The following is a 17,619-nucleotide window of genomic DNA, read 5'->3' as shown; positions in this document are numbered from 1 at the left end:
TGGAGGGACATATGCGACATCTCATCACCGGCGGATCGGGCTTCATCGGCAACCTCGCAGCACGACGGTTGCGCGAACACGGCGACGAGGTGCGGGTGCTCGACCTCTGGGAGGATCGCTCCCGCCCGGCCGATATCGAGTTCGTCAATTGCTCCGTGCTCGACCGCGACGGCGTGCGCGCCGCCATGCGCGACGTCGACGTCGTTCACCACAATGCGGCGCTGGTGGCGCAGACGGATGCGGGGCGCGACTACTGGAACGTCAATGTCGAGGGGACCCGCATCGTCTGCGAGGAAGCCGCAAAAGCGGGCGTACGGTCGCTGATCCATGTCAGCTCGACCGCCGCCTACGGCATCCCGCCGTCCGGCCCGATTACCGCGGCGACCCCGCTTCGTCCGGTGGAGCCCTATGGCAAATCGAAGCGCGCCGGCGAAGAGGTAGCCGAAGCCATCTGCGCGGCCGCAGATATGACGCTGATCACCATCCGCCCCCGTGCGACCCTTGGCGGCGGCCGGCTCGGCATCTTCCAGATCCTCTTCGAGTGGATCAGCGAAAACCGCGCCGTCTATGTCATCGGCTCCGGCAACATCAAGTTCCAGTTCGTCCACGCCCATGATCTCATGGATTTCTACATGCTGGCACTCAAGGCCGGCCGGAGCGGCACCTACAATGTCGGTACCGACCGCTTCGGCACGCTGCGTCACGACCTGGAGGCCCTGATCCGCTATGCCGGCAGCACTTCGAAGGTCCGGAGCCTGCCGACTGCCGCCACCATCAACACGCTCCGGGCGCTGCATTGGCTGAGGGTCTCGCCGCTGGTGCCGTGGCACTATCTTACCTACCACAAGGAATGCTACTTCGACGTCGAGCCTCTGCTTGCCATGGGCTGGCGGCCGAAATACTCCAACGAAGCCATGCTGCAGGAGAGTTACGATTGGTATCGGCAGAGCGCGAAGGTCGCCTCCGCCGTCACCGCAAAGAGCCCGCACCGCGCGCCGCTCAAACAGGGCGCGCTCTGGCTGCTCAAGATGATATCGTGAGCGAGCGGGGCGCTGGAGCCGGCGCGCCCATCGGCAGCGGCTCCGTCACCGGCCAGAAGATCTCGTCGTCATAACTGCGAAACGTATCGACGCCGGCAATCGGCCTTGCGCTGCGGATGAGGGCGCGCATGCCGTGGCTCTGCGCCACCGCCCAGTCGCGCTCCACCCGGTCGCCAATCATGATCGCCTGCTCCGCCGGCACCTGCGCACAGGCAAGCACATGGGCAAGACCGGCCGGATGCGGCTTCAGAACGCCGACTTCCGGATCCATCGCGGAAACGACGATGTTGGCGCCAAGGCCAAGCGCCTTCAGTTTCTCTGAAGCCGGATAGTCAGACAAAACGGCAATCGTCTTTCCCTGAGCCCCAAGGCCGGCAAACACCCGCTCGACACCGCGGCACCGGCAGGCAGGAAGGAGATCGAGCGGACGCCGTTCGATCCATTCCTCGACGGTTTTCCTGACGGTCTCCGGCGACCGCCCGCACCGATCCGCGGTCAGTTCGTATTGCCGCTCGGCCACATCGGTCGCCAACGCATCGCCCAGTTCCTCCCGGCAGTCGCGAAAGGCGCGCAGGATGCGGATGGTGCCAAGGCTGCGCCTGCGCGCCGCATCCGCAACCAGCCGAAGCAGCATTCGCGCCCTGAGCCGCCGCTGGTCGTACAGCGTCCCGTCGAGATCGAACACCACGAGGCGTACTCGATCCCAATGCACGAGCCCATTTGGCAGCGTCGAACCGGTCATTGCAGCGACGATATCGGCACGAGGAACGAGGCGGCCATGAAGTCCAGCATCGGCACGTTGACGAAACTCGCAAACAGGAAGACGACGACGGTCAAGGTCAGCATGACGTCCAGCCGGCGCGAATGAAACAGCCTTTCCGGCCGCTGCACCACCGATCCGGGGCGCGTGGCGAGCCAGAGATAGACGGCGAAGAGGCCGCTGATAAACGGAAAGACGAGGATGTATTCCACCCGGTACTTCACCAGGAAAACGCCGAGCAGAAACGCCGTCATCATCGCGTAGACGAAACAGGAAACGGTCAGGCTCTCCTCGGTGTAGTACTCGAACGACCGCCTGTATTTCTTCAGGACCGCGACCCCGGCATTCGCGGCGATGTCGCGATATTCCCCGAGCCGCTTGGCCGCCATCAGGAAGGCGCCTGCCATCCAGTAAGCCGCAAGCACGCTGACCGGCGGCAAGGTCACCTGATCGACGATCGCCCAGCCGAGCAGGAAGCGGATCGGATTGTTGAGGCATTCCGTCAGCACATCGAGATAGGGCTTGTCCTTCGCCCGGATCGGCTCGACGTTGTAGAGGATGCCGGACAGCAGGAAGAGCAGCGACGTGGCGAAGAACAGCTTGCCGATCACCGACGCAAGCAGCAGTCCGATAGCGGCAAGCAGCAGATATTCGCCGTAGACGATGCGCGGCTGCATCTCGACGACGACGGCACGACGCTGCGACTTGGTCGGATGGGCCGCGTCGCGCTCCCGGTCGAGCCACTCGTTGATGACGTAGTTGGCCGATGCGATCGCGACGGCGCTCAGAAGCCCCACGGGAATGTTGATGACCAGAGCCGCCGGATCGGGCTCGCTGAGGGCACAGGCGAGGATCAGCCCGGGCAGGATGAAGACGTGCTTGGTGACGTGGTCGAACCGGGCCAGCGACAAGTAGTCGCTCGCCCTCCCCTGCGGCTGGGCGCCCAACGCCTCGATGCGCGTCGTCTCTTCAGGGTTCACTGGCATGTCTCTCTCCTTGTCTAGAGACCACGCACGCCTGTCTCGGGCGCCTACGGCGCGCCGGTTTTTGCCGTCTGGTAGATGCGACCGTCGCTCTCGGAACGCACGAGCTTCAGCTTGGCGAGTTTGACGAGTTCTTTCTCCGTCACCAGGTAGAACCGCCAGTCGATCGCATCGACAAAGACGACATAGGCATTCTTCTGCGCCATATCCTCGCGAAACCGCTCGAGCTGCAGGTCGAGCGGACCGGCATCGCTTTCGAGGCCGGTGCGCCGCTCGCTATGGGACGGTATCCAGTCCGTCGAGCGGCGCGTCAGAAAATTGAGCGGGTCGCAGGCATTGGTGAAGATGACCGCATCGGCCGGCAACGCCCTGACGGCGCGAACGATCGGCGACGACTTCCACGCCGTGCTCTGAAAGCCCACCCCTTCACGGAAAGCTTCCGCCGTCTGGGCGGTGCTGCGCAGTCCGTGGATGGCAAGAAGGCAGAGCAGGATCAGCGCCAGCGAACGCTGGACGACCGGTGCGGCATCGACGCGACCGCAATAGTCTGCCGCTGCAATCACCAGGACGAAGATGATGGCGACATAGAAGGGAAGCGAGTAGCGCGTGTTGAGCTGCAGGTTCGCCTCCACATGAACGGCAAGCACGACGAACAGCAGGTAGAAATATCCAAACAGGCCGAAGATGAGCGTCATCAGATCGCGGTCGTCCGGCCGGCGTTCGGGCCAGTTTCGCTTCAGCGTCTGCACCAGGACAACCGTCGCCGCGACGAGCGCGAGAAGCAGCACCGGGATGCGGATCACCTGCGGCACCTGGCTCGGCAGGAGAAAGCTTGCCAGAAGCGACAGCCCACCCAGCCAGCGATCGGCATCGGCATTGCCATAGAACCAGAGCGCGCGGCCGACCGACCGGCCGACGAGCAGCTTGCTGACGATCACCCAGGCAAGAAAGATACCGGCGCTACCGGCGAACAGGAGGGCGACATCGAAGAGCCTTTGGCGAAGGGACCGCGCTGAATTGTAGAAGAGCGCGATGGTGGCAAAGGCTGCCCCCACCGGAGGCGCCACGAAGCGAGCGAGCATGGCAAACCCGACGCAGGCGGATGAGGCAAGCAAGGGTCCCCGCCCCTCGCCCCGCATGTAGCGTATGTAGAAACGGATGCCGAGAAACGTCAGCGCCAGGAACAGCGCCTCCGACATCGCGATGGTGCTCGTCCAGAGGAAAGTCGGATTGACGATGATCAAAAGCGTTCCGACGGTCACGAAGAACGGCTGGTCCGGCAGCGCCGTCCTGAACAACGAAACGACGAGCCAGGTATTGAGAAGATAAAGCAGAAAGGCGATCCCGAGCGCGACATGCTCGAGCGCAAATCCAAGGGATCCCCCGGCAGCCAGCATCCACGCGTAGAGCGGCGCGTCATAGGGCGTGCTGACGATCTGCATGTAACGCGTCGAATCCGGAAGGATGCCGATACCGTTCCAGGTGTTCAGCACGAAAAGCACGGCCGCGAGCGCAACCAGACACATCAATACGGGATCGGAGCGCAGCCTCTCCAACGCCGGTTCGCCGGTCGTGAGATATCGGTTGACCAAAATCTGCCCCCTCGCCTGAAGCAATTACGCGAGCACTGGGTACTGGAGCACTTGGTTACTGGAACGCTTGCCTACTCGAGCACTGGGTATCTTAATTTAGAATTATCTATAATGACGAATTTATAACGCACCGCCCCTCGTCGCAAGGCGGTTTGCCTGACCAATTCTAGCTACATCGGGTGGGTGATCCCGTCATTTGGCTTGGCCATCGCCCGGCGCGATTGCCCGAAGCGATGCGCCACGATCACAACGCGGGCACAGGATGGCTGTTTCTACCACAATCTCTTGCAATGACCATTGAAGCGACGCGCAAGCTAGGCTAAGAACCGCTCACAGCCTGCTTCGGCGGCCCTGCCGCCAAACGGATGCACCCGTAGCTCAGCTGGATAGAGTGTTGGATTCCGATTCCAAAGGTCACAGGTTCGAATCCTGTCGGGTGCGCCATTTAAGTTTCAGCCAGACTGTCCGCCTTTAAGCGAACTGACCCGCAAAAGCGCTCATCCGCCTGCGCACAATGATTCTCGCGAGCGAGTTCTGCTTTTGCGAACAGAGCCCGCTCAAGTCGCGTCGCGTTCCATCCTGAGATTGGAGACAACGCGGCGGTTTTGGACCTTGCAGGAGCGCTCGGTGCAGTCGCGCACTTCGCGGTCGTTGCCGTAGCCCTTGGCCCAGAGGCGGTTGGGGTCGACGCCCTTGGACACCAGATAGGCCATCACCGCGTCGGCGCGTTTCTGCGACAGGGTCTCCATCTTGGAGGCGGAGCCGCTGTCGTCGGAGAAGCCCTGCAGTTTCACCAGCCAGCGCGGGTTGCTGTTGAGCCAGGTCGCCTGCTTGTCGAGCGTCGCCTTGGCGACGCTGTCGAGTGTGGAAGAATCCTGGGTGAAGTAGGTCCGGCGGCCGACATTGAGGATAAAGTCCTCCTCGGTGCCGACGGAAACGGTCTCGAAGCCAGGCGCCGGGTCGTCGGTTTTTCCGGTCATCGGCACGGCTGCTGGCTCTTCGACCGCGGCGATTTCGGTGGTGTTGCAGGAAGCAAGCGTCAAGAGAATGGCGGCCGCCGACAGCAGCCTCGTCAATCCGGTCATAGCGGGCATCGGGTGATATTCCTCATTCGACCGGAGTTGCGACCGGGGTTGCTTGGCTGACCTCGGGGGCCTTGTCGGCGATATGCGGCAGCACCTGCACCGCCGTGCCGATCGGACAACGCTGGTAGAGGTCGATCGCATCCTCGTTGAACATGCGGATGCAGCCGCTGGAGGCATCCTTGCCGATGCTGCCGGGCTCCAGCGTGCCATGGAAGCGGTAGCCGGTATCGACGCCGTCGCGCAGCAGGTACATGGCGCGGGGACCGAGCGGATTTTTCGGCGAGCCGCCCTCGACGAACTCAGGCAGTTCGGGGTGGCGCTCGCGCATCTCCGGCGGCGGCGTCCAGCGCGGCCAGAGCGACTTGCGGTCGATCGTCGCGCGGCCATACCACTTGAAGCCCTCTTTCCCGACACCGACGCCATAGCGGATGGCCGTCTTGTTCTCCATGATCAGGTAGAGAAAGTGGTGCCTGGTATCGACGACGACGGTGCCGATCGGCTCGCTGCTGAAGTATTTGACGACCTGGCGTTGCCATTTCCTGTCGATATTGGCGAAATTGGTGCTCCGGTATGTGACGCCGTTATCGACGGCCGGGCCGGAAAAATAGGATGTCGCCTTTGCGAGTGCCGGGCTCTGAAGCGCGTTGGCGCCAAGCAGCGCCAAACCACCAAGCATAGTTTCCCTGCGGGTCCACACCATCGGCAATATCCCCCGAAAGCCAATTAGCGAGGCTGCAGTAAATCAGATTTTTGAACTGCTACAACAGAAAATTCTCAAGCATCGATTCTTTCATGACGGCCGCCCAATAGATTGCTCTTCTCGCTGTGGGCGCCAACAGGACAGGTAGGAGACACCATCAAAGCTCACAACAGATGAGCTTCCCTTTGCCTCACCGCCACAAAGCGACGCTGCGCCGGGCGCATCTCAAGCACCGGGCGAGCATCGGCCGCGATCGCCGACAACACAAGGCAGATTACTTGATATCGCGTGCCTGCCCTGAGGCTCGCAGCTCGGCGAGCGTCTTTCCAAGGCAGCTTCCGCCGGCATCGGAGCCAACCGCCTTGGCCGCGCCGTCCAGCGTGATCGTACCGGCGAAGTTGTCAGACGCCTGATAGGTTGCGGTTCCATCCGCCGTCACCTTGGACAGATAGAAGGCGTGCTGGGTGCCCTTGTATTCGCAGGCGACGGCAAACGGAAATTGATCGAACAGGACGCCTTCGGAACGTGCCGGCGAACCGAAGGCCTGAACGCTGGTCGCAACCAGCAGTACTGCCAGAGACTTGGACATATTCGCAGAGCGTATGCGCACCATCGATCCCCCAACCCAGTTAGATAAAGGTGTCTGTCGAGCGCGATCGTGCCGCCAAGCGTGCGCTTTGACAAGCCCGATTGGCCAGATTCAGGCGCAGCAAATCTCGACCAGCGGTTGGCCGCTCCTTACCGCTTCACGCGGATGGCGCCAAGGAACAGGCGGCCGGCGGCACGCCAGCGCAAACAAGATCGTCCTGAACGGCCGGTCACGCCGGATGGCTGAAGCGAGCGATCTGCGCGCCCCGCATCAGGTTGCGGAAATTCGCGCCGCTCATATGGACCAGCGTCCGGTGATCGCCGCCCTCGAAATAGACGTCACTCACATCGCCGAGGCTTTCGTCGAGCAGAACCGGAACGTCATAGGCCGAACCGACCGGCGGCACGGCGCCGATGTCGCAATCGGCGAAGAGATTGCAGACTTCCTCTTCCGAGGCGAGGCCGAGGCGGCGGTCCATCACGTCCTGCAGGGTCGAGAGTTCGACCCGGTGCGTGCTCGGCACGACGGCGAGCACGTAGCCCATTTCGTGGTGAACGACCACGGACTTGGCAAGCCGGCTGCCCGGCACATGCGCGGCTCGTGCCGTCTGACTGGTGGTCGCGGTGCGGTGATGGTCAACGGTGTCGTAGGCGACACCCGAACCGTCGATATAGTCCTTAAGTTTTCTGGCGATCGTCATCGTCGACACCCCTTCTCTCTCGTGGTGGCGCGGGGAGGTCATTGTCCTCCCATCCCTCACGAAGTCAACGACGGGCGGCGGCGATCCTGTTCGGCAGCAAGGGGAGCGCCTGGTCGCGCGGCGACATCTGCGAGACCGCCAGGGGCCAGTCGATCGCGAGCCTTGGATCGAGCGGGTTGAGCCCGCCTTCGGCCTCGGGCGCATAGGGCTTGTCGTGCAGATAGATCAACTCGCAATCCTCGGTCAGCGTCTGGAACCCATGGGCGAAACCGCCGGGGATCATCATCGAGCGGCCGTTGTCCGCGCTCAGCACTTCGCCGTGCCATTGCAGATAGGTCGGCGAATCCGGCCGCAGGTCGACCGCCACATCGAAGACCGCGCCGGAAAGGCAAGAGACGAATTTCGCCTCGTCGTGCGGCGCCTGCTGGAAGTGCAGGCCACGGATCGTGCCTGCTGCCTGCGTCAGGGTGTGGTTGATCTGCGCGATCTTTCCATCGCCACCGAAATCGGCCAGCGCCTCGCGACAGAAGAAGCGCGAAAAGAAACCGCGATCATCGCCTCTGCGTTGCCGCTCGACGACGATGAGACCTGCTATGGGTGTAGAAATTCGATCGAATCGCGACATGGTTCCTTCCGCCAGAACCAAGCTCTACCCGTCTTTTCGCCCTTAAGAAACCGGCCTTGACCGTATTTGCAATTGCCGACATGAAAGCGTTCACAGGAAAGCGTTACGAATCGGTGAAAGCGCCATTTATCGCGATCGCGGTCGAGGCGTATCCGTAGGTTGTATCCGAAAAAGGGTGTCAGGCAGCAATGGCAGTGGAAGACGATCGTCTCGCATTCGAAGCCCACAAGACGGAAATGGCGCTCGCGCTCGGCAAGGACGAGGACGCCTTCCAGCAGTCGCTCGACACCCTGGTAACGCTCGACAAGTACGACTACTCCTATCTTTGGTCCTTCATGGGCGTGCCGATCATCCAGATGCCGGCCGATGTGATGGCGACCCAGGAAGTCATCTGGAACACCAAGCCCGACATTATCATCGAAACGGGCGTCGCGCGCGGCGGCTCGGTGATCTTCATGGCGGCGATGCTGCAGCTGATCGGCAAGGGCAAGGTCATTGGCGTGGACATCGACATTCGCGCCCATAACCGCGATTCGATCGAAAATCACCCGATGTCCCCCCGCATCAAGCTGATCGAGGGCCCGTCGACTGCGGCCGAGACGCTTGAGAAGGTGAAGGCCGAGATTCCGCCGGGCGCTTCGGTGATGATCGTGCTCGACAGCGACCACAGCCGCGACCACGTACTGGATGAATTGCGCACCTATGGTCCGCTGGTGACCGAGGGGCAGTATGCGGTCGTTGCCGACACGCTGCTTGGCTGGGGCGAAGCATCCCAGACACCGACGAAGCGCTCAAAAGTCTGGCATCCCGGCGACGAGCCGTATGCTGCGCTCAACGCCTATCTCAAGGAAACAGATCGCTTCGCGGTCGATGAGGTACTGAACGGTAAGCTCGTCCTTTCCAGTTCGCCAGGAGGCTACCTGCGTTGCGTCAAGAAGTAGGATCGGACGTAGGCCGCGTTGCCTTTCGCGATGTTATCGAGGACGATCTCCCCCTCCTTTTCGAACTGCGCCGGGATCTGCCGCTGCAATCGCTGCTGTTGACCGTTCCGGACGCGCTGGACGACGCCTCGTTGCGGGCCTGGGTCGAGCGCCGACGCCAGGATCCGGGCGGCATGTTCCGGATGATCGTCGACACCGCAGCGGACGAGCCCGTCGGATACACCCAGGTCAGCCAGGTTCACCGAAAGAACCGCACCGGTTTCGGTGGCATTTCGCTGGCCGCGAAGGCGCGCGGGCGAGGCCTCGGCCAGGCCACGCTGAGAGAACTCGTGCGCGTCGCCCGCGAAGAGCTTGGCCTGATCAAGCTGCTCTCGGAAGTCCGGGTCGACAATTTTGCCGCGCTGCGACTCAACCTCTCGGTCGGCTACCATGTTGTCGGCACGCTGGAAGATCACTTCACCGACAGTCTCGGCGAGACCCATAATGTTCTCCTCCTCGAGCGAAAGCTGAAACTGACCTGACATGACAGCCGTCGTCATTTCCCAGCCGATGCTTTTTCCCTGGCCGGGCTTCTTCGAGCAGCTGATGCTCGCCGATAGCTACATCTATCTCGATGATGCGCAATTTTCGAAGGGCAGCTTCACCAATCGTATCCAGCTCCTGAACGGTGACGACCGAAGCTGGATGACGATTCCTCTTGCCGGCAAGGGCAGCTTCCAGAAGATCCAGAACCTGTCGGCAACCGGCGACACCTGGCGGACCAGCCATCGCTCGCTCCTGCGCCAGTCGCTGAGCGCCGCGCCCTACATCGATGATGCGCTGGCAATCTTCGACGAGGTTTATGCCCACGACGCGATCTGCGATCTTCTGATTGCCAGCATCGACATCCCCGCTCGCTACCTCGGCGTCGTCGCCGGCCGGGCCTGCCGACGCTCCAGCGAGATGGCGATCGAAGGCACCTCGTGGCAACGGGTGCTCGACCTGGTGCTTTCGGCGGGAGGCACGCGCTATTTGACCGGGCATGGTGCGGCCAATTACCTCGATCATCACGCTTTCGAGGCGGCCGGCGTCAACGTCGAATACATGAATTACAGCTGCACGCCGTGGCCACAGCCTCGCGAAACCTTCACGCCCTATGTTTCCGTGCTGGACCTTATCGCGCGCACCGGCCCGGACGCACGCAAGCATTTGTTACCAACGACCACCCCATGGCAGGAATTCCTGAAGGAGGAAACAGGCGTATCATGAAAAAGGGCACCATCATCTCCGAAAGCGCGCGCCAGGAATTCAACGCCAATGGCTATCACGTCGTTCCCGGCTTCTACGACATCCAGTCGGAGGTCGCCCCAATCCAGGAGGGCGTGCGCCAGGTTCTCGAACTGATCTGCAAGAAGTATGGCGTCGACGCACCGACCGGTACTGCGCATGAGGCGATGACCATCGCCTACCGCAAGCTGATTGCGGTCAACCGCTCCTGGGGCGGCGAGGTCTACGATGCAGTCAAGCAGATACCCGCCTTCATGCGCCTGGTGAGTTCGGCCGCCAACGACGATGTCTTCAAGGCGCTGCGCCCCGGCAGCATGCCGGGCATTGCCGCCGGCGGCTATGGCATGCGCATCGACAATCCCGGGGAAGAGAAGTTCCGCGCACAGTGGCACCAGGAATTCCCATCGCAACTGCGCAGCCTCGACGGAATCGTCTTCTGGACCCCGCTGCTGCCGGTGACGGCCGATATGGGCCCGGTTCAGATCGCCGAAGGATCGCAGGCCGAAGGGCTGGTCCCCGTCTATGAGGACGATGCCGGTGTCGGCAAGACTGGCGCCTACGCGCTGCACCTGCACAGGGGCGAGGAGCGCCTGGCGCGCTACAAGCACGTTGCCCCGCTCAGCAAGCCCGGCGACCTGATCCTGATGGATTTCCTGACACTGCATCAGTCCGGCCACAACGTTTCGCAGACGCCGCGCTGGAGCATTCAGTTCCGCTATTTCAACTTCGCCGAACCCGTCGGCGTTCGCATCGGCTGGAAGGGCTCGTTCGCCGCCGGCGTCAAGTTCGCTGAAGTGCTGCCGGAACTGGTGGCACCGGAAGGAGAGCTTGCATGACGGCCTGCCGGGTTTGTGGCGGCCATATTGGGAGTGCGACCTATGAGGTGCCCGCCCCCGCATTGACATCGATCATGACGCTGCTCGACGCGCCGACGCGGGTTTTCGTATGCGCAGGCTGTGGCCACGCGCAGAGCGACGACATTCCCGATATTCAGGCCTTCTACGATACGGGCTACCGGATCTCACTGAACAGCGAAAATCACGACCAGATCTTCGCAGTTTCGGCGGATGGCGCAATCACCTATCGCACCGACCATCAGGCAGCACTGGCACTCCGGCTGCTCGACCTGCCCGAGGGAGCCTCGATCCTCGACTACGGCGCCGCCAAGGCCGATACCCTGCGAAAGATGACCGTCAGCCGCAGCGATCTGCGCCCGTATGTTTTCGATGTCAGCTCCGACTACGCGGCCGCCTGGCAGAGTTGGGTGCCGCAGGCCGCACAGGCTACCTACTCGGTGCCGGACGCCTGGCAAGGGACGTTTGATGCCATCATGAGCCATTTCGTCATCGAGCATGTGGCCGACCCGGTCGGCTTCATGCGTGACGTGCGCGCGCTCCTGCAGCCTGACGGTGCGTTCCTGTTCTCGATCCCCGATGTTGCCGCCAATCCGGGCGATATGGCAGTGGCCGACCATCTCAACCACTTCAGCGAAGCATCGATTGCCTACGCGCTGGCATGCGCTGGCTTTCGGTTGCAGACCATCGACAAAACATCGTTTCCCGGTGCCTTTTTCGTTGTGGCAAGGCGCATCGAGATGGCGACGCAATCGGCCGCCTCCTCTGCCTCAGCAGAAGACGCGGCCAAGCAAGCCCGCGAGATCTGCGAGTTCTGGGATCAGGCATCTGGAAAGCTCCGGGATGACACTCAGAACTATGCCAGACGCAAGGTTGCAATCTACGGCGCTGGCTTCTACGGCAGTTGGATCTACGGCCGGATCGGCGGATCCGTTGATGTCGTGGCGTTCCTCGATCGCAATGCAAGCCTTCAAGGCGCCACCCATTTCGGGATCCCGGTCCTCCCCCCCGAGGAACTGCCGACGGAAGCCGAAGCGCTGTTCATCGGCCTCAACCCGCTCAAGGCCCGTGCTGCGATTGCCGCGCAACCCTGGCTGCAGCGGGATGGGCTCGACCACGTCTGGCTCTGACAAGAGCGCTCACAAGAGGCCGGAGCGGGACGAAACATCGTGAAATCCCGCCCGGCACCCCTCGCCCCGTACGACCTCCCGATTCACCAAGCGCTCCCCATGAAACCCCGCATCCTCTACACCAAACCCTCGATCACCGACCGTGAAGTGGCCTATGCGACCGATGCGGCGGCCAATGGCTGGGGCGAGCGCTGCTACGACTACATCAACCGTTTCGAGGCGGCCTTTGCTGCGCATCTCGGCACGACGCACGCGATCTCGACATCGAGCTGCACCGGCGCACTGCATATGGGCCTTGCCGCACTCGGCGTCGGGCCCGGCGACGAAGTGATCCTTGCGGACACCAACTGGACGGCGTCTGCCGCACCGATCGTTCACCTCGGCGCGAAACCGGTCTTCGTCGACGTGCTTGCCGACAGCTGGTGCATCGATCCGGAAAAGGCGGAAGCAGCGATCACGCCGAAAACCAAGGCGATCATCGCCGTCCATATCTACGGCAATCTCTGCGACATGGATCGCCTGCTTGAGATCGGCGCCCGGCACAACATCCCCGTCGTCGAGGATGCCGCAGAGGCGCTCGGATCCGATTGGCATGGCCACAAGGCCGGATCGCTCGGCGCTTTTGGCGCTTTCTCCTTCCACGGCACTAAGACCGTGACGACGGGCGAAGGCGGCATGTTCGTCACCAGCGACGAGACGCTCTACGAAAAGGTGCTGACGCTTTCCAATCACGGGCGCGCGCGGGGGCAGAAAAAGCAGTTCTGGCCGGACGAGATCGGCTTCAAATACAAGATGTCGAACCTGCAGGCCGCCATCGGCCTCGCACAGATCGAGCGCGTCGGCGAACTCGTCGATCGCAAGCGCGAGATCTTCTACGCCTATCGCGAGCAACTTTCTGGCGTGAACGCCATTGCCATGAATCCGGAGCCCGAGGGAACGAAGAACGGCTTCTGGATGCCGACCGTCGTCTTTGCGCCGGAAGCCGGCGTCACCCGGGAGGCTCTTCAGGGCGCCTTTGCGGCTGAAAACATCGACGCCCGCGTCTTTTTCTGGCCGCTGAGTTCGTTGCCGCCCTTTGACGAGGTGCCGAAAAACACCGTGGCCTACGACCTGCCCGGCCGCGCGATCAACCTGCCGAGCTATCACGATATGACATCCGACGAGATCGGCCGTGTGGTCGAGGTCCTGCGCGGCTGCCTCGCCGCCTGACCACAGCGTTTCGGAGACCACCCACGCGCAAGCTCGCCCGGATATTAGAAGTCAGGAATGCGTCGTGCCGGGGGCGGACGCAAGCACGGGACTGGGTCGCATGAAAATCGTCATTCTCGCAGGTGGTTACGGAACGCGCATCTCGGAGGAGAGCCACCTCCGGCCGAAGCCGATGATCGAAATCGGCGGCCGGCCGATCCTGTGGCACATCATGAAGATCTACAGCCACTACGGCTTTTCGGACTTCGTCATCTGCCTCGGCTATCGCGGCTACATGATCAAGGAATATTTCGCCAACTATGTCCTGCATTCCTCCGACGTCACCTATTGCATGGCGACGGGCGAAACCCTGTTTCATTCGAACAAGGCCGAGCCCTGGCGCGTGACACTCGTCGATACCGGAACGGACTCCATGACCGGCGGACGCCTGAAGCGCGTGGCCGACCATCTCGGCGATACCTTCTGCCTCACCTATGGTGACGGCGTTGCCGACATCGACATCAAGGCGCTGACCGATTTTCACCGCCATCATGGCCGCCAGGCGACGGTCACCAGCGTGGTCCCGCCAGGCCGCTATGGCGCGCTTGCCGTCAGCGACGGACGGGTCAGAAGCTTCATCGAGAAGCCGGCCGGCGACAACGGTCACATCAATGGCGGCTTCTTCGTTCTCAACCGTTCGGTGCTCGATCGCATCGAAGGCGACCACACGCCGTTCGAAGCGGAACCTCTGGAGGGTCTCGCCGCGGAAGGCCAGCTGATGGCGTTCGAGCACGCAGGCTTCTGGCGGCCGATGGATACGCTGCGCGACAAGAACCAGCTTGAAGACCTCTGGCAGAGCGGAACGGCCCCTTGGAAAGTCTGGGCATGAGCAGGCTTGCAGACCCGTCTTTCTGGGCCGGAAAACGGGTGATGCTGACGGGTCACTCCGGCTTCAAGGGAAGCTGGGCCCGCCTGTGGCTGACGCAGATGGGCGCCAAGGTCACCGGCTACGGCCTGTCGCCGGCGACCACCCCTTCGCTGCACGAACTGCTCGGGTCTGAAACTGCCGCGAACGAACATTTCGCCGACATCCGCGACGGCGAGGCCCTCGCATCTGCCGTGCGCGCCTGCGACCCGCAGATCGTCCTTCACATGGCGGCCCAGCCCCTGGTTCGCGAGAGCTACCGGACGCCGGTCGAAACCTTCGACGTCAACGTCATGGGCACGGTGCGCCTGTTGGAGGCGGCACGCGCGGCCCCTGCCCTCAAGACTGTTCTGGTCGTCACCACGGACAAGGTCTACCGCAACGACGAAAGCGGCCGCCATTTTCCGGAAGACGCCGTGCTCGGCGGCCATGATCCCTATTCCGGTTCGAAAGCCGCCTGCGAGCTGGTCGTTTCGACCTGGCGGGATTCCTATCTGCGTGAACGCGGCGTAAGGATGGCGACCGCCCGTGGCGGCAACGTGCTCGGCGGCGGCGATTTTTCCGCTGACCGGCTGGTTCCGGATATCGTTCGTGCTGCCCTCTCGGGCGAGACGCTGGACATCCGCAGCCCCATGGCGACACGGCCCTGGCAGCACGTTCTCGACTGCCTGAACGGATACTTCGTCTATGCCGAGGCGCTTCATGGCGGCGAGACCGATGTGACCGCGCTGAATTTCGGCCCGGCTCCGGACGAGCGACAGATCCCCGTCCGCGACGTTGCCGCCGCGATCCAGACAGCAATGGGCTTGCCCGCGCAATGGCGCGACACCTCATCCGAGGACCAGCCGCACGAGATGAAGACGCTCGGCCTCGACCCGGCGCTCGCCGCAAGGACGCTGCCATGGGCAACACGACTATCCCAGGACGAGGCCATCGCCTGGACCGCGCGCTGGTACGACGGCTGGCGCCGCGGCGCCGATGCCCGCGACCTGACACTCAGCCAAATCGACGCATTCATGAGAGGCTAACGACTTCGATGTCCCACAACTGCCGTTTCTGCTCGACACCGCTCAAGACCGTCGTTGCCGACCTGGGTTCCACACCCTGGTCCAATTCCTTTCTCGAACCGACGCAGGAAGCCATCGCCCGCGAGCGCTCGTTCCCGTTGAAAGCGATGGTCTGCTCCGAGTGCCTGCTGGTGCAGACGACGGAAAACGTGCCGGCCGACGAGATTTTCACCGACGGCTATGCCTACCTCTCCTCCTTCTCGACAAGCTGGCTCGAACACGCGCGCCGCTATGCCGAGAGCATGACCGAACGCTTCGCGCTCGATAACAATTCGCAGGTGGTCGAGATCGCCTCGAATGACGGCTATCTGCTGCAGTATTTCGTCGCCAAGGGCATCCCGGCACTCGGCATCGAGCCGGCCGCCAATGCCGCGCGACTGGCCGAGGAGCGGCAGGTGCCGACCGAGGTCGCCTTCTTTGGACGGGAGACGGCAACGGAACTCGTCAAGCGCGGCATTCGTGCCGACCTCACGGCAGCCAACAACGTGCTCGCCCATGTTCCCGATATCGCCGACTTCGTCGGCGGCTTCGCCATCCTGCTGAAGCCCGATGGCGTTGCGACGTTCGAGTTCCCCCACCTACTGCGCCTGATGGAAGGCGTGCAATTCGACACGATCTACCACGAGCACTATTCCTATCTGTCCCTGGCGGCCGTCGAACGCATCTTCGAAAGTTCCGGCCTCAAGGTCTTCGACGTCGAGGAACTGCCGACCCATGGCGGCTCGCTGCGCGTCTATGCGCAGCTGAGATCCGGCGTACGCGAGGCGACGCTGGAGCTCGAGCGGTTGCGGGCGACCGAGGCGCTGGCCGGGCTGATGCGGATGGAGACCTATACGGCATTCGACGACCGCATTGCCGCCGTCTGCAAGGATTTTCAGAACTTCCTGGCAAACGCCAAGGCAGAGGGAAAAACCGTAGCCGCCTATGGCGCCGCCGCGAAGGGCAACACCTTCCTCAATGTCTGCGGCCTGTCGCCCAGCGAGATCGCCTTCGCCGTCGATCGCAACGACCTGAAGCAGGGCAAGCTCCTGCCCGGCACCCATATTCCGGTGCACGCGCCGACGGTGATCGAGGATGCGAAGCCCGACTATCTCGTCATCCTGCCCTGGAACCTGAAGACCGAAATCGTCGCAGACAACGAGGCAATTCGCGACTGGGGCGGCCGCTTCGTCGTCGCCATTCCGAAGCTGAGCGTCTTCTAATACGAGAGACCGGGACGTGTGGACAGTTCTCAACCAGACCGCGTTGAGCCAACCAAAATCGACTTTATTGATCGCCTTAGGTCGCTTTGCCGTAAATTCGGTGACTTTGCCGTAAATTCGGCACGATCTAAGTGAACGTCAGGGCTGGCGTGGGTATTGACGGTTGAAAAAAATGCACCCAAGGAGGTGCTATGTCCACGATTGACCTATGCCTTGTCGCCACCCGGCGCCCGGACCTGCTTGCCCAGACGCTGGCGAGTTTCCGGGACAAAATCTTTTCCAGGCTCGACCTGCGCGGCGCCTATCTCAATCTCGATCCGGTTTTCGGGTCGGAAGAGGATCATCGCGCCTGCGTCGAGATTTTCCGCAACCATTTCCCCGACGGAACCGTATTCCAGCCCGAGAGCCCGGGCTTTTGCGCGGCCGTCGCGAAGCTCTGGTCGGCCACCAGCGCCGACTACGTCTTCCATCTGGAGGACGACTGGATCTCGCTGCGGGACATGGGTGAGGAACTGCTGACGCCGTTCGCCGATCCGGCGATCAGCCAGGTCTCGTTCCATACGGCGGACCAGAACTGGGATATCCGCCGCAAGGGCCATTTCCACCGGCGCAACGAATACGCGTATCTGTTCGGGATCAAGATCCCGCTGTTTCGCACGTTCCCGAAATTCACGACGTCGCCGTCGATCCTTCGCGGCGACTTCGCGCGCCAATGCGCCGGTCTGATGGACCTCTCGCGCGATCCGGAGAAGCAGTTCTATTCGGGCGTCAACCCGGCGATGGAGGCTTATGTCGCCAGCCGCCGCAACTATATCTTCTCGCCCGAGTCGCAGCCGGTCATCAAGGATATGGGTCGGGAATGGCGCGAGCAGCGCCGCATCCAGAAGGTGATCACCGACTCGACCTCGGTCTGGCGGCAAAGCGCTTAAGCGGCCGGGCCCGGGCACCGGGTGCTTCGAAACGAAGCGATAC

The 17,619-nt window shown here is 62.4% G+C and carries 18 protein-coding genes, 1 tRNA gene and 1 pseudogene; 12 read left to right on the top strand and 8 right to left on the bottom strand.

The annotated features are described in order from the left end of the window. Positions 1–11: 11 nt before the first annotated feature. Positions 12–1,040, top strand: coding sequence for an NAD-dependent epimerase/dehydratase family protein (locus OKW20_RS16655; protein WP_429173669.1), 1,029 nt, complete (start codon positions 12–14; stop codon positions 1,038–1,040). Here the strand turns inward: OKW20_RS16655 and OKW20_RS16650 are convergent. The 3 genes from OKW20_RS16650 to OKW20_RS16640 are packed head-to-tail and all read right to left on the bottom strand — an operon-like array spanning position 1,024 to position 4,375. Further along, positions 1,024–1,782: an HAD family hydrolase gene (locus OKW20_RS16650; protein WP_429173667.1), complete on the bottom strand. Its 759-nt coding sequence runs from the start codon at positions 1,780–1,782 to the stop codon at positions 1,024–1,026. The genes OKW20_RS16655 and OKW20_RS16650 overlap by 17 nt on opposite strands. After that, a complete protein-coding gene (locus tag OKW20_RS16645; protein WP_429173666.1) occupies positions 1,779–2,786 on the bottom strand; it encodes a UbiA family prenyltransferase in 1,008 nt (335 codons plus the stop codon). Before OKW20_RS16645 ends, OKW20_RS16650 begins: the two co-directional genes overlap by 4 nt. 44 nt (positions 2,787–2,830) lie before the next feature. Beyond that, on the bottom strand, positions 2,831–4,375 hold the full coding sequence (locus tag OKW20_RS16640) for an ArnT family glycosyltransferase (RefSeq protein ID WP_429173665.1): 1,545 nt from the start codon (positions 4,373–4,375) through the stop codon (positions 2,831–2,833). 367 nt (positions 4,376–4,742) lie between these two features. Between OKW20_RS16640 and OKW20_RS16635 the strand changes: the two genes are divergently transcribed. Then, a tRNA-Arg gene (locus OKW20_RS16635) sits at positions 4,743–4,819 on the top strand. Positions 4,820–4,932: 113 nt separating this feature from the next. Here the strand turns inward: OKW20_RS16635 and OKW20_RS16630 are convergent. The 5 genes and pseudogenes from OKW20_RS16630 to rfbC all read right to left on the bottom strand — a co-directional run bounded on the left by OKW20_RS16630 (position 4,933) and on the right by rfbC (position 8,074). After that, a pseudogene (locus OKW20_RS16630) lies at positions 4,933–5,486 on the bottom strand (OmpA family protein). Then, positions 5,483–6,160: a L,D-transpeptidase gene (locus OKW20_RS16625; protein WP_043611686.1), complete on the bottom strand. Its 678-nt coding sequence runs from the start codon at positions 6,158–6,160 to the stop codon at positions 5,483–5,485. The pseudogene OKW20_RS16630 and the gene OKW20_RS16625 overlap by 4 nt, the downstream one beginning before the upstream one ends. A gap of 274 nt (positions 6,161–6,434) precedes the next feature. Then, positions 6,435–6,749, bottom strand: coding sequence for a hypothetical protein (locus OKW20_RS16620; protein WP_429173663.1), 315 nt, complete (start codon positions 6,747–6,749; stop codon positions 6,435–6,437). 229 nt (positions 6,750–6,978) lie between these two features. Beyond that, positions 6,979–7,449, bottom strand: coding sequence for an aminoacyl-tRNA deacylase (locus OKW20_RS16615; protein WP_429174502.1), 471 nt, complete (start codon positions 7,447–7,449; stop codon positions 6,979–6,981). Positions 7,450–7,513: 64 nt separating this feature from the next. Next, complete coding sequence (rfbC, locus tag OKW20_RS16610) at positions 7,514–8,074, bottom strand: dTDP-4-dehydrorhamnose 3,5-epimerase (RefSeq protein WP_429116151.1); 561 nt, start codon at positions 8,072–8,074, stop codon at positions 7,514–7,516. A gap of 188 nt (positions 8,075–8,262) precedes the next feature. On the opposite strand from rfbC, the gene OKW20_RS16605 reads away from it, so the two are divergent. The 10 genes from OKW20_RS16605 (at position 8,263) to OKW20_RS16560 (ending at position 17,576) form a co-directional block, all read left to right on the top strand. Beyond that, positions 8,263–9,015 carry a cephalosporin hydroxylase family protein gene (locus OKW20_RS16605; protein WP_043611694.1) on the top strand — a complete coding sequence of 251 codons (753 nt, stop codon included), beginning with the start codon at positions 8,263–8,265 and terminating at the stop codon, positions 9,013–9,015. After that, positions 9,000–9,536, top strand: a complete 537-nt coding sequence (locus tag OKW20_RS16600; RefSeq protein WP_082005872.1) for a GNAT family N-acetyltransferase — start codon at positions 9,000–9,002, stop codon at positions 9,534–9,536. The genes OKW20_RS16605 and OKW20_RS16600 overlap by 16 nt, the downstream gene beginning before the upstream one ends. A gap of 1 nt (position 9,537) precedes the next feature. Next, positions 9,538–10,263 carry a WbqC family protein gene (locus tag OKW20_RS16595; RefSeq protein WP_429173661.1) on the top strand — a complete coding sequence of 242 codons (726 nt, stop codon included), beginning with the start codon at positions 9,538–9,540 and terminating at the stop codon, positions 10,261–10,263. Then, positions 10,260–11,117 carry a phytanoyl-CoA dioxygenase family protein gene (locus OKW20_RS16590; protein WP_429173660.1) on the top strand — a complete coding sequence of 286 codons (858 nt, stop codon included), beginning with the start codon at positions 10,260–10,262 and terminating at the stop codon, positions 11,115–11,117. The genes OKW20_RS16595 and OKW20_RS16590 overlap by 4 nt, the downstream gene beginning before the upstream one ends. Further along, on the top strand, positions 11,114–12,265 hold the full coding sequence (locus tag OKW20_RS16585) for a methyltransferase domain-containing protein (RefSeq protein WP_429173659.1): 1,152 nt from the start codon (positions 11,114–11,116) through the stop codon (positions 12,263–12,265). The genes OKW20_RS16590 and OKW20_RS16585 overlap by 4 nt, the downstream gene beginning before the upstream one ends. 99 nt (positions 12,266–12,364) lie before the next feature. Continuing rightward, positions 12,365–13,474 carry a DegT/DnrJ/EryC1/StrS family aminotransferase gene (locus tag OKW20_RS16580; RefSeq protein WP_429173658.1) on the top strand — a complete coding sequence of 370 codons (1,110 nt, stop codon included), beginning with the start codon at positions 12,365–12,367 and terminating at the stop codon, positions 13,472–13,474. A 100-nt stretch (positions 13,475–13,574) separates the two neighbouring features. Then, positions 13,575–14,342: a glucose-1-phosphate cytidylyltransferase gene (gene rfbF, locus OKW20_RS16575; protein WP_429173656.1), complete on the top strand. Its 768-nt coding sequence runs from the start codon at positions 13,575–13,577 to the stop codon at positions 14,340–14,342. Then, positions 14,339–15,406 (top strand): CDP-glucose 4,6-dehydratase, encoded by a 1,068-nt coding sequence (gene rfbG, locus OKW20_RS16570; protein ID WP_429173654.1) that lies wholly within the window; start codon positions 14,339–14,341, stop codon positions 15,404–15,406. Before rfbF ends, rfbG begins: the two co-directional genes overlap by 4 nt. Positions 15,407–15,414: 8 nt before the next feature. After that, positions 15,415–16,647, top strand: coding sequence for a class I SAM-dependent methyltransferase (locus OKW20_RS16565; protein ID WP_429173653.1), 1,233 nt, complete (start codon positions 15,415–15,417; stop codon positions 16,645–16,647). Positions 16,648–16,838: 191 nt separating this feature from the next. Then, positions 16,839–17,576 (top strand): hypothetical protein, encoded by a 738-nt coding sequence (locus OKW20_RS16560; protein ID WP_246764958.1) that lies wholly within the window; start codon positions 16,839–16,841, stop codon positions 17,574–17,576. The last annotated feature ends 43 nt before the right edge of the window (positions 17,577–17,619 follow it).

Origin of the sequence: Ensifer sp. LBL (assembly GCF_050435225.1) — a bacterium.
Classification (GTDB): domain Bacteria; phylum Pseudomonadota; class Alphaproteobacteria; order Rhizobiales; family Rhizobiaceae; genus Ensifer.
This window is presented reverse-complemented; position numbering and strand designations above follow the sequence as displayed.

Coding starts and splice junctions, on each gene's coding strand:
- OKW20_RS16645 (WP_429173666.1), bottom strand. CDS start 2,786: ATGCCAGTGAACCCTGAAGAGACGACGCGCATCGAGGCGTTGGGCGCC.
- OKW20_RS16620 (WP_429173663.1), bottom strand. CDS start 6,749: ATGTCCAAGTCTCTGGCAGTACTGCTGGTTGCGACCAGCGTTCAGGCC.
- OKW20_RS16625 (WP_043611686.1), bottom strand. CDS start 6,160: ATGGTGTGGACCCGCAGGGAAACTATGCTTGGTGGTTTGGCGCTGCTT.
- OKW20_RS16650 (WP_429173667.1), bottom strand. CDS start 1,782: ATGACCGGTTCGACGCTGCCAAATGGGCTCGTGCATTGGGATCGAGTA.
- OKW20_RS16615 (WP_429174502.1), bottom strand. CDS start 7,449: ATGACGATCGCCAGAAAACTTAAGGACTATATCGACGGTTCGGGTGTC.
- rfbC (WP_429116151.1), bottom strand. CDS start 8,074: ATGTCGCGATTCGATCGAATTTCTACACCCATAGCAGGTCTCATCGTC.
- OKW20_RS16585 (WP_429173659.1), top strand. CDS start 11,114: ATGACGGCCTGCCGGGTTTGTGGCGGCCATATTGGGAGTGCGACCTAT.
- rfbG (WP_429173654.1), top strand. CDS start 14,339: ATGAGCAGGCTTGCAGACCCGTCTTTCTGGGCCGGAAAACGGGTGATG.
- OKW20_RS16590 (WP_429173660.1), top strand. CDS start 10,260: ATGAAAAAGGGCACCATCATCTCCGAAAGCGCGCGCCAGGAATTCAAC.
- OKW20_RS16605 (WP_043611694.1), top strand. CDS start 8,263: ATGGCAGTGGAAGACGATCGTCTCGCATTCGAAGCCCACAAGACGGAA.
- OKW20_RS16580 (WP_429173658.1), top strand. CDS start 12,365: ATGAAACCCCGCATCCTCTACACCAAACCCTCGATCACCGACCGTGAA.
- OKW20_RS16595 (WP_429173661.1), top strand. CDS start 9,538: ATGACAGCCGTCGTCATTTCCCAGCCGATGCTTTTTCCCTGGCCGGGC.
- rfbF (WP_429173656.1), top strand. CDS start 13,575: ATGAAAATCGTCATTCTCGCAGGTGGTTACGGAACGCGCATCTCGGAG.
- OKW20_RS16565 (WP_429173653.1), top strand. CDS start 15,415: ATGTCCCACAACTGCCGTTTCTGCTCGACACCGCTCAAGACCGTCGTT.
- OKW20_RS16560 (WP_246764958.1), top strand. CDS start 16,839: ATGTCCACGATTGACCTATGCCTTGTCGCCACCCGGCGCCCGGACCTG.
- OKW20_RS16655 (WP_429173669.1), top strand. CDS start 12: ATGCGACATCTCATCACCGGCGGATCGGGCTTCATCGGCAACCTCGCA.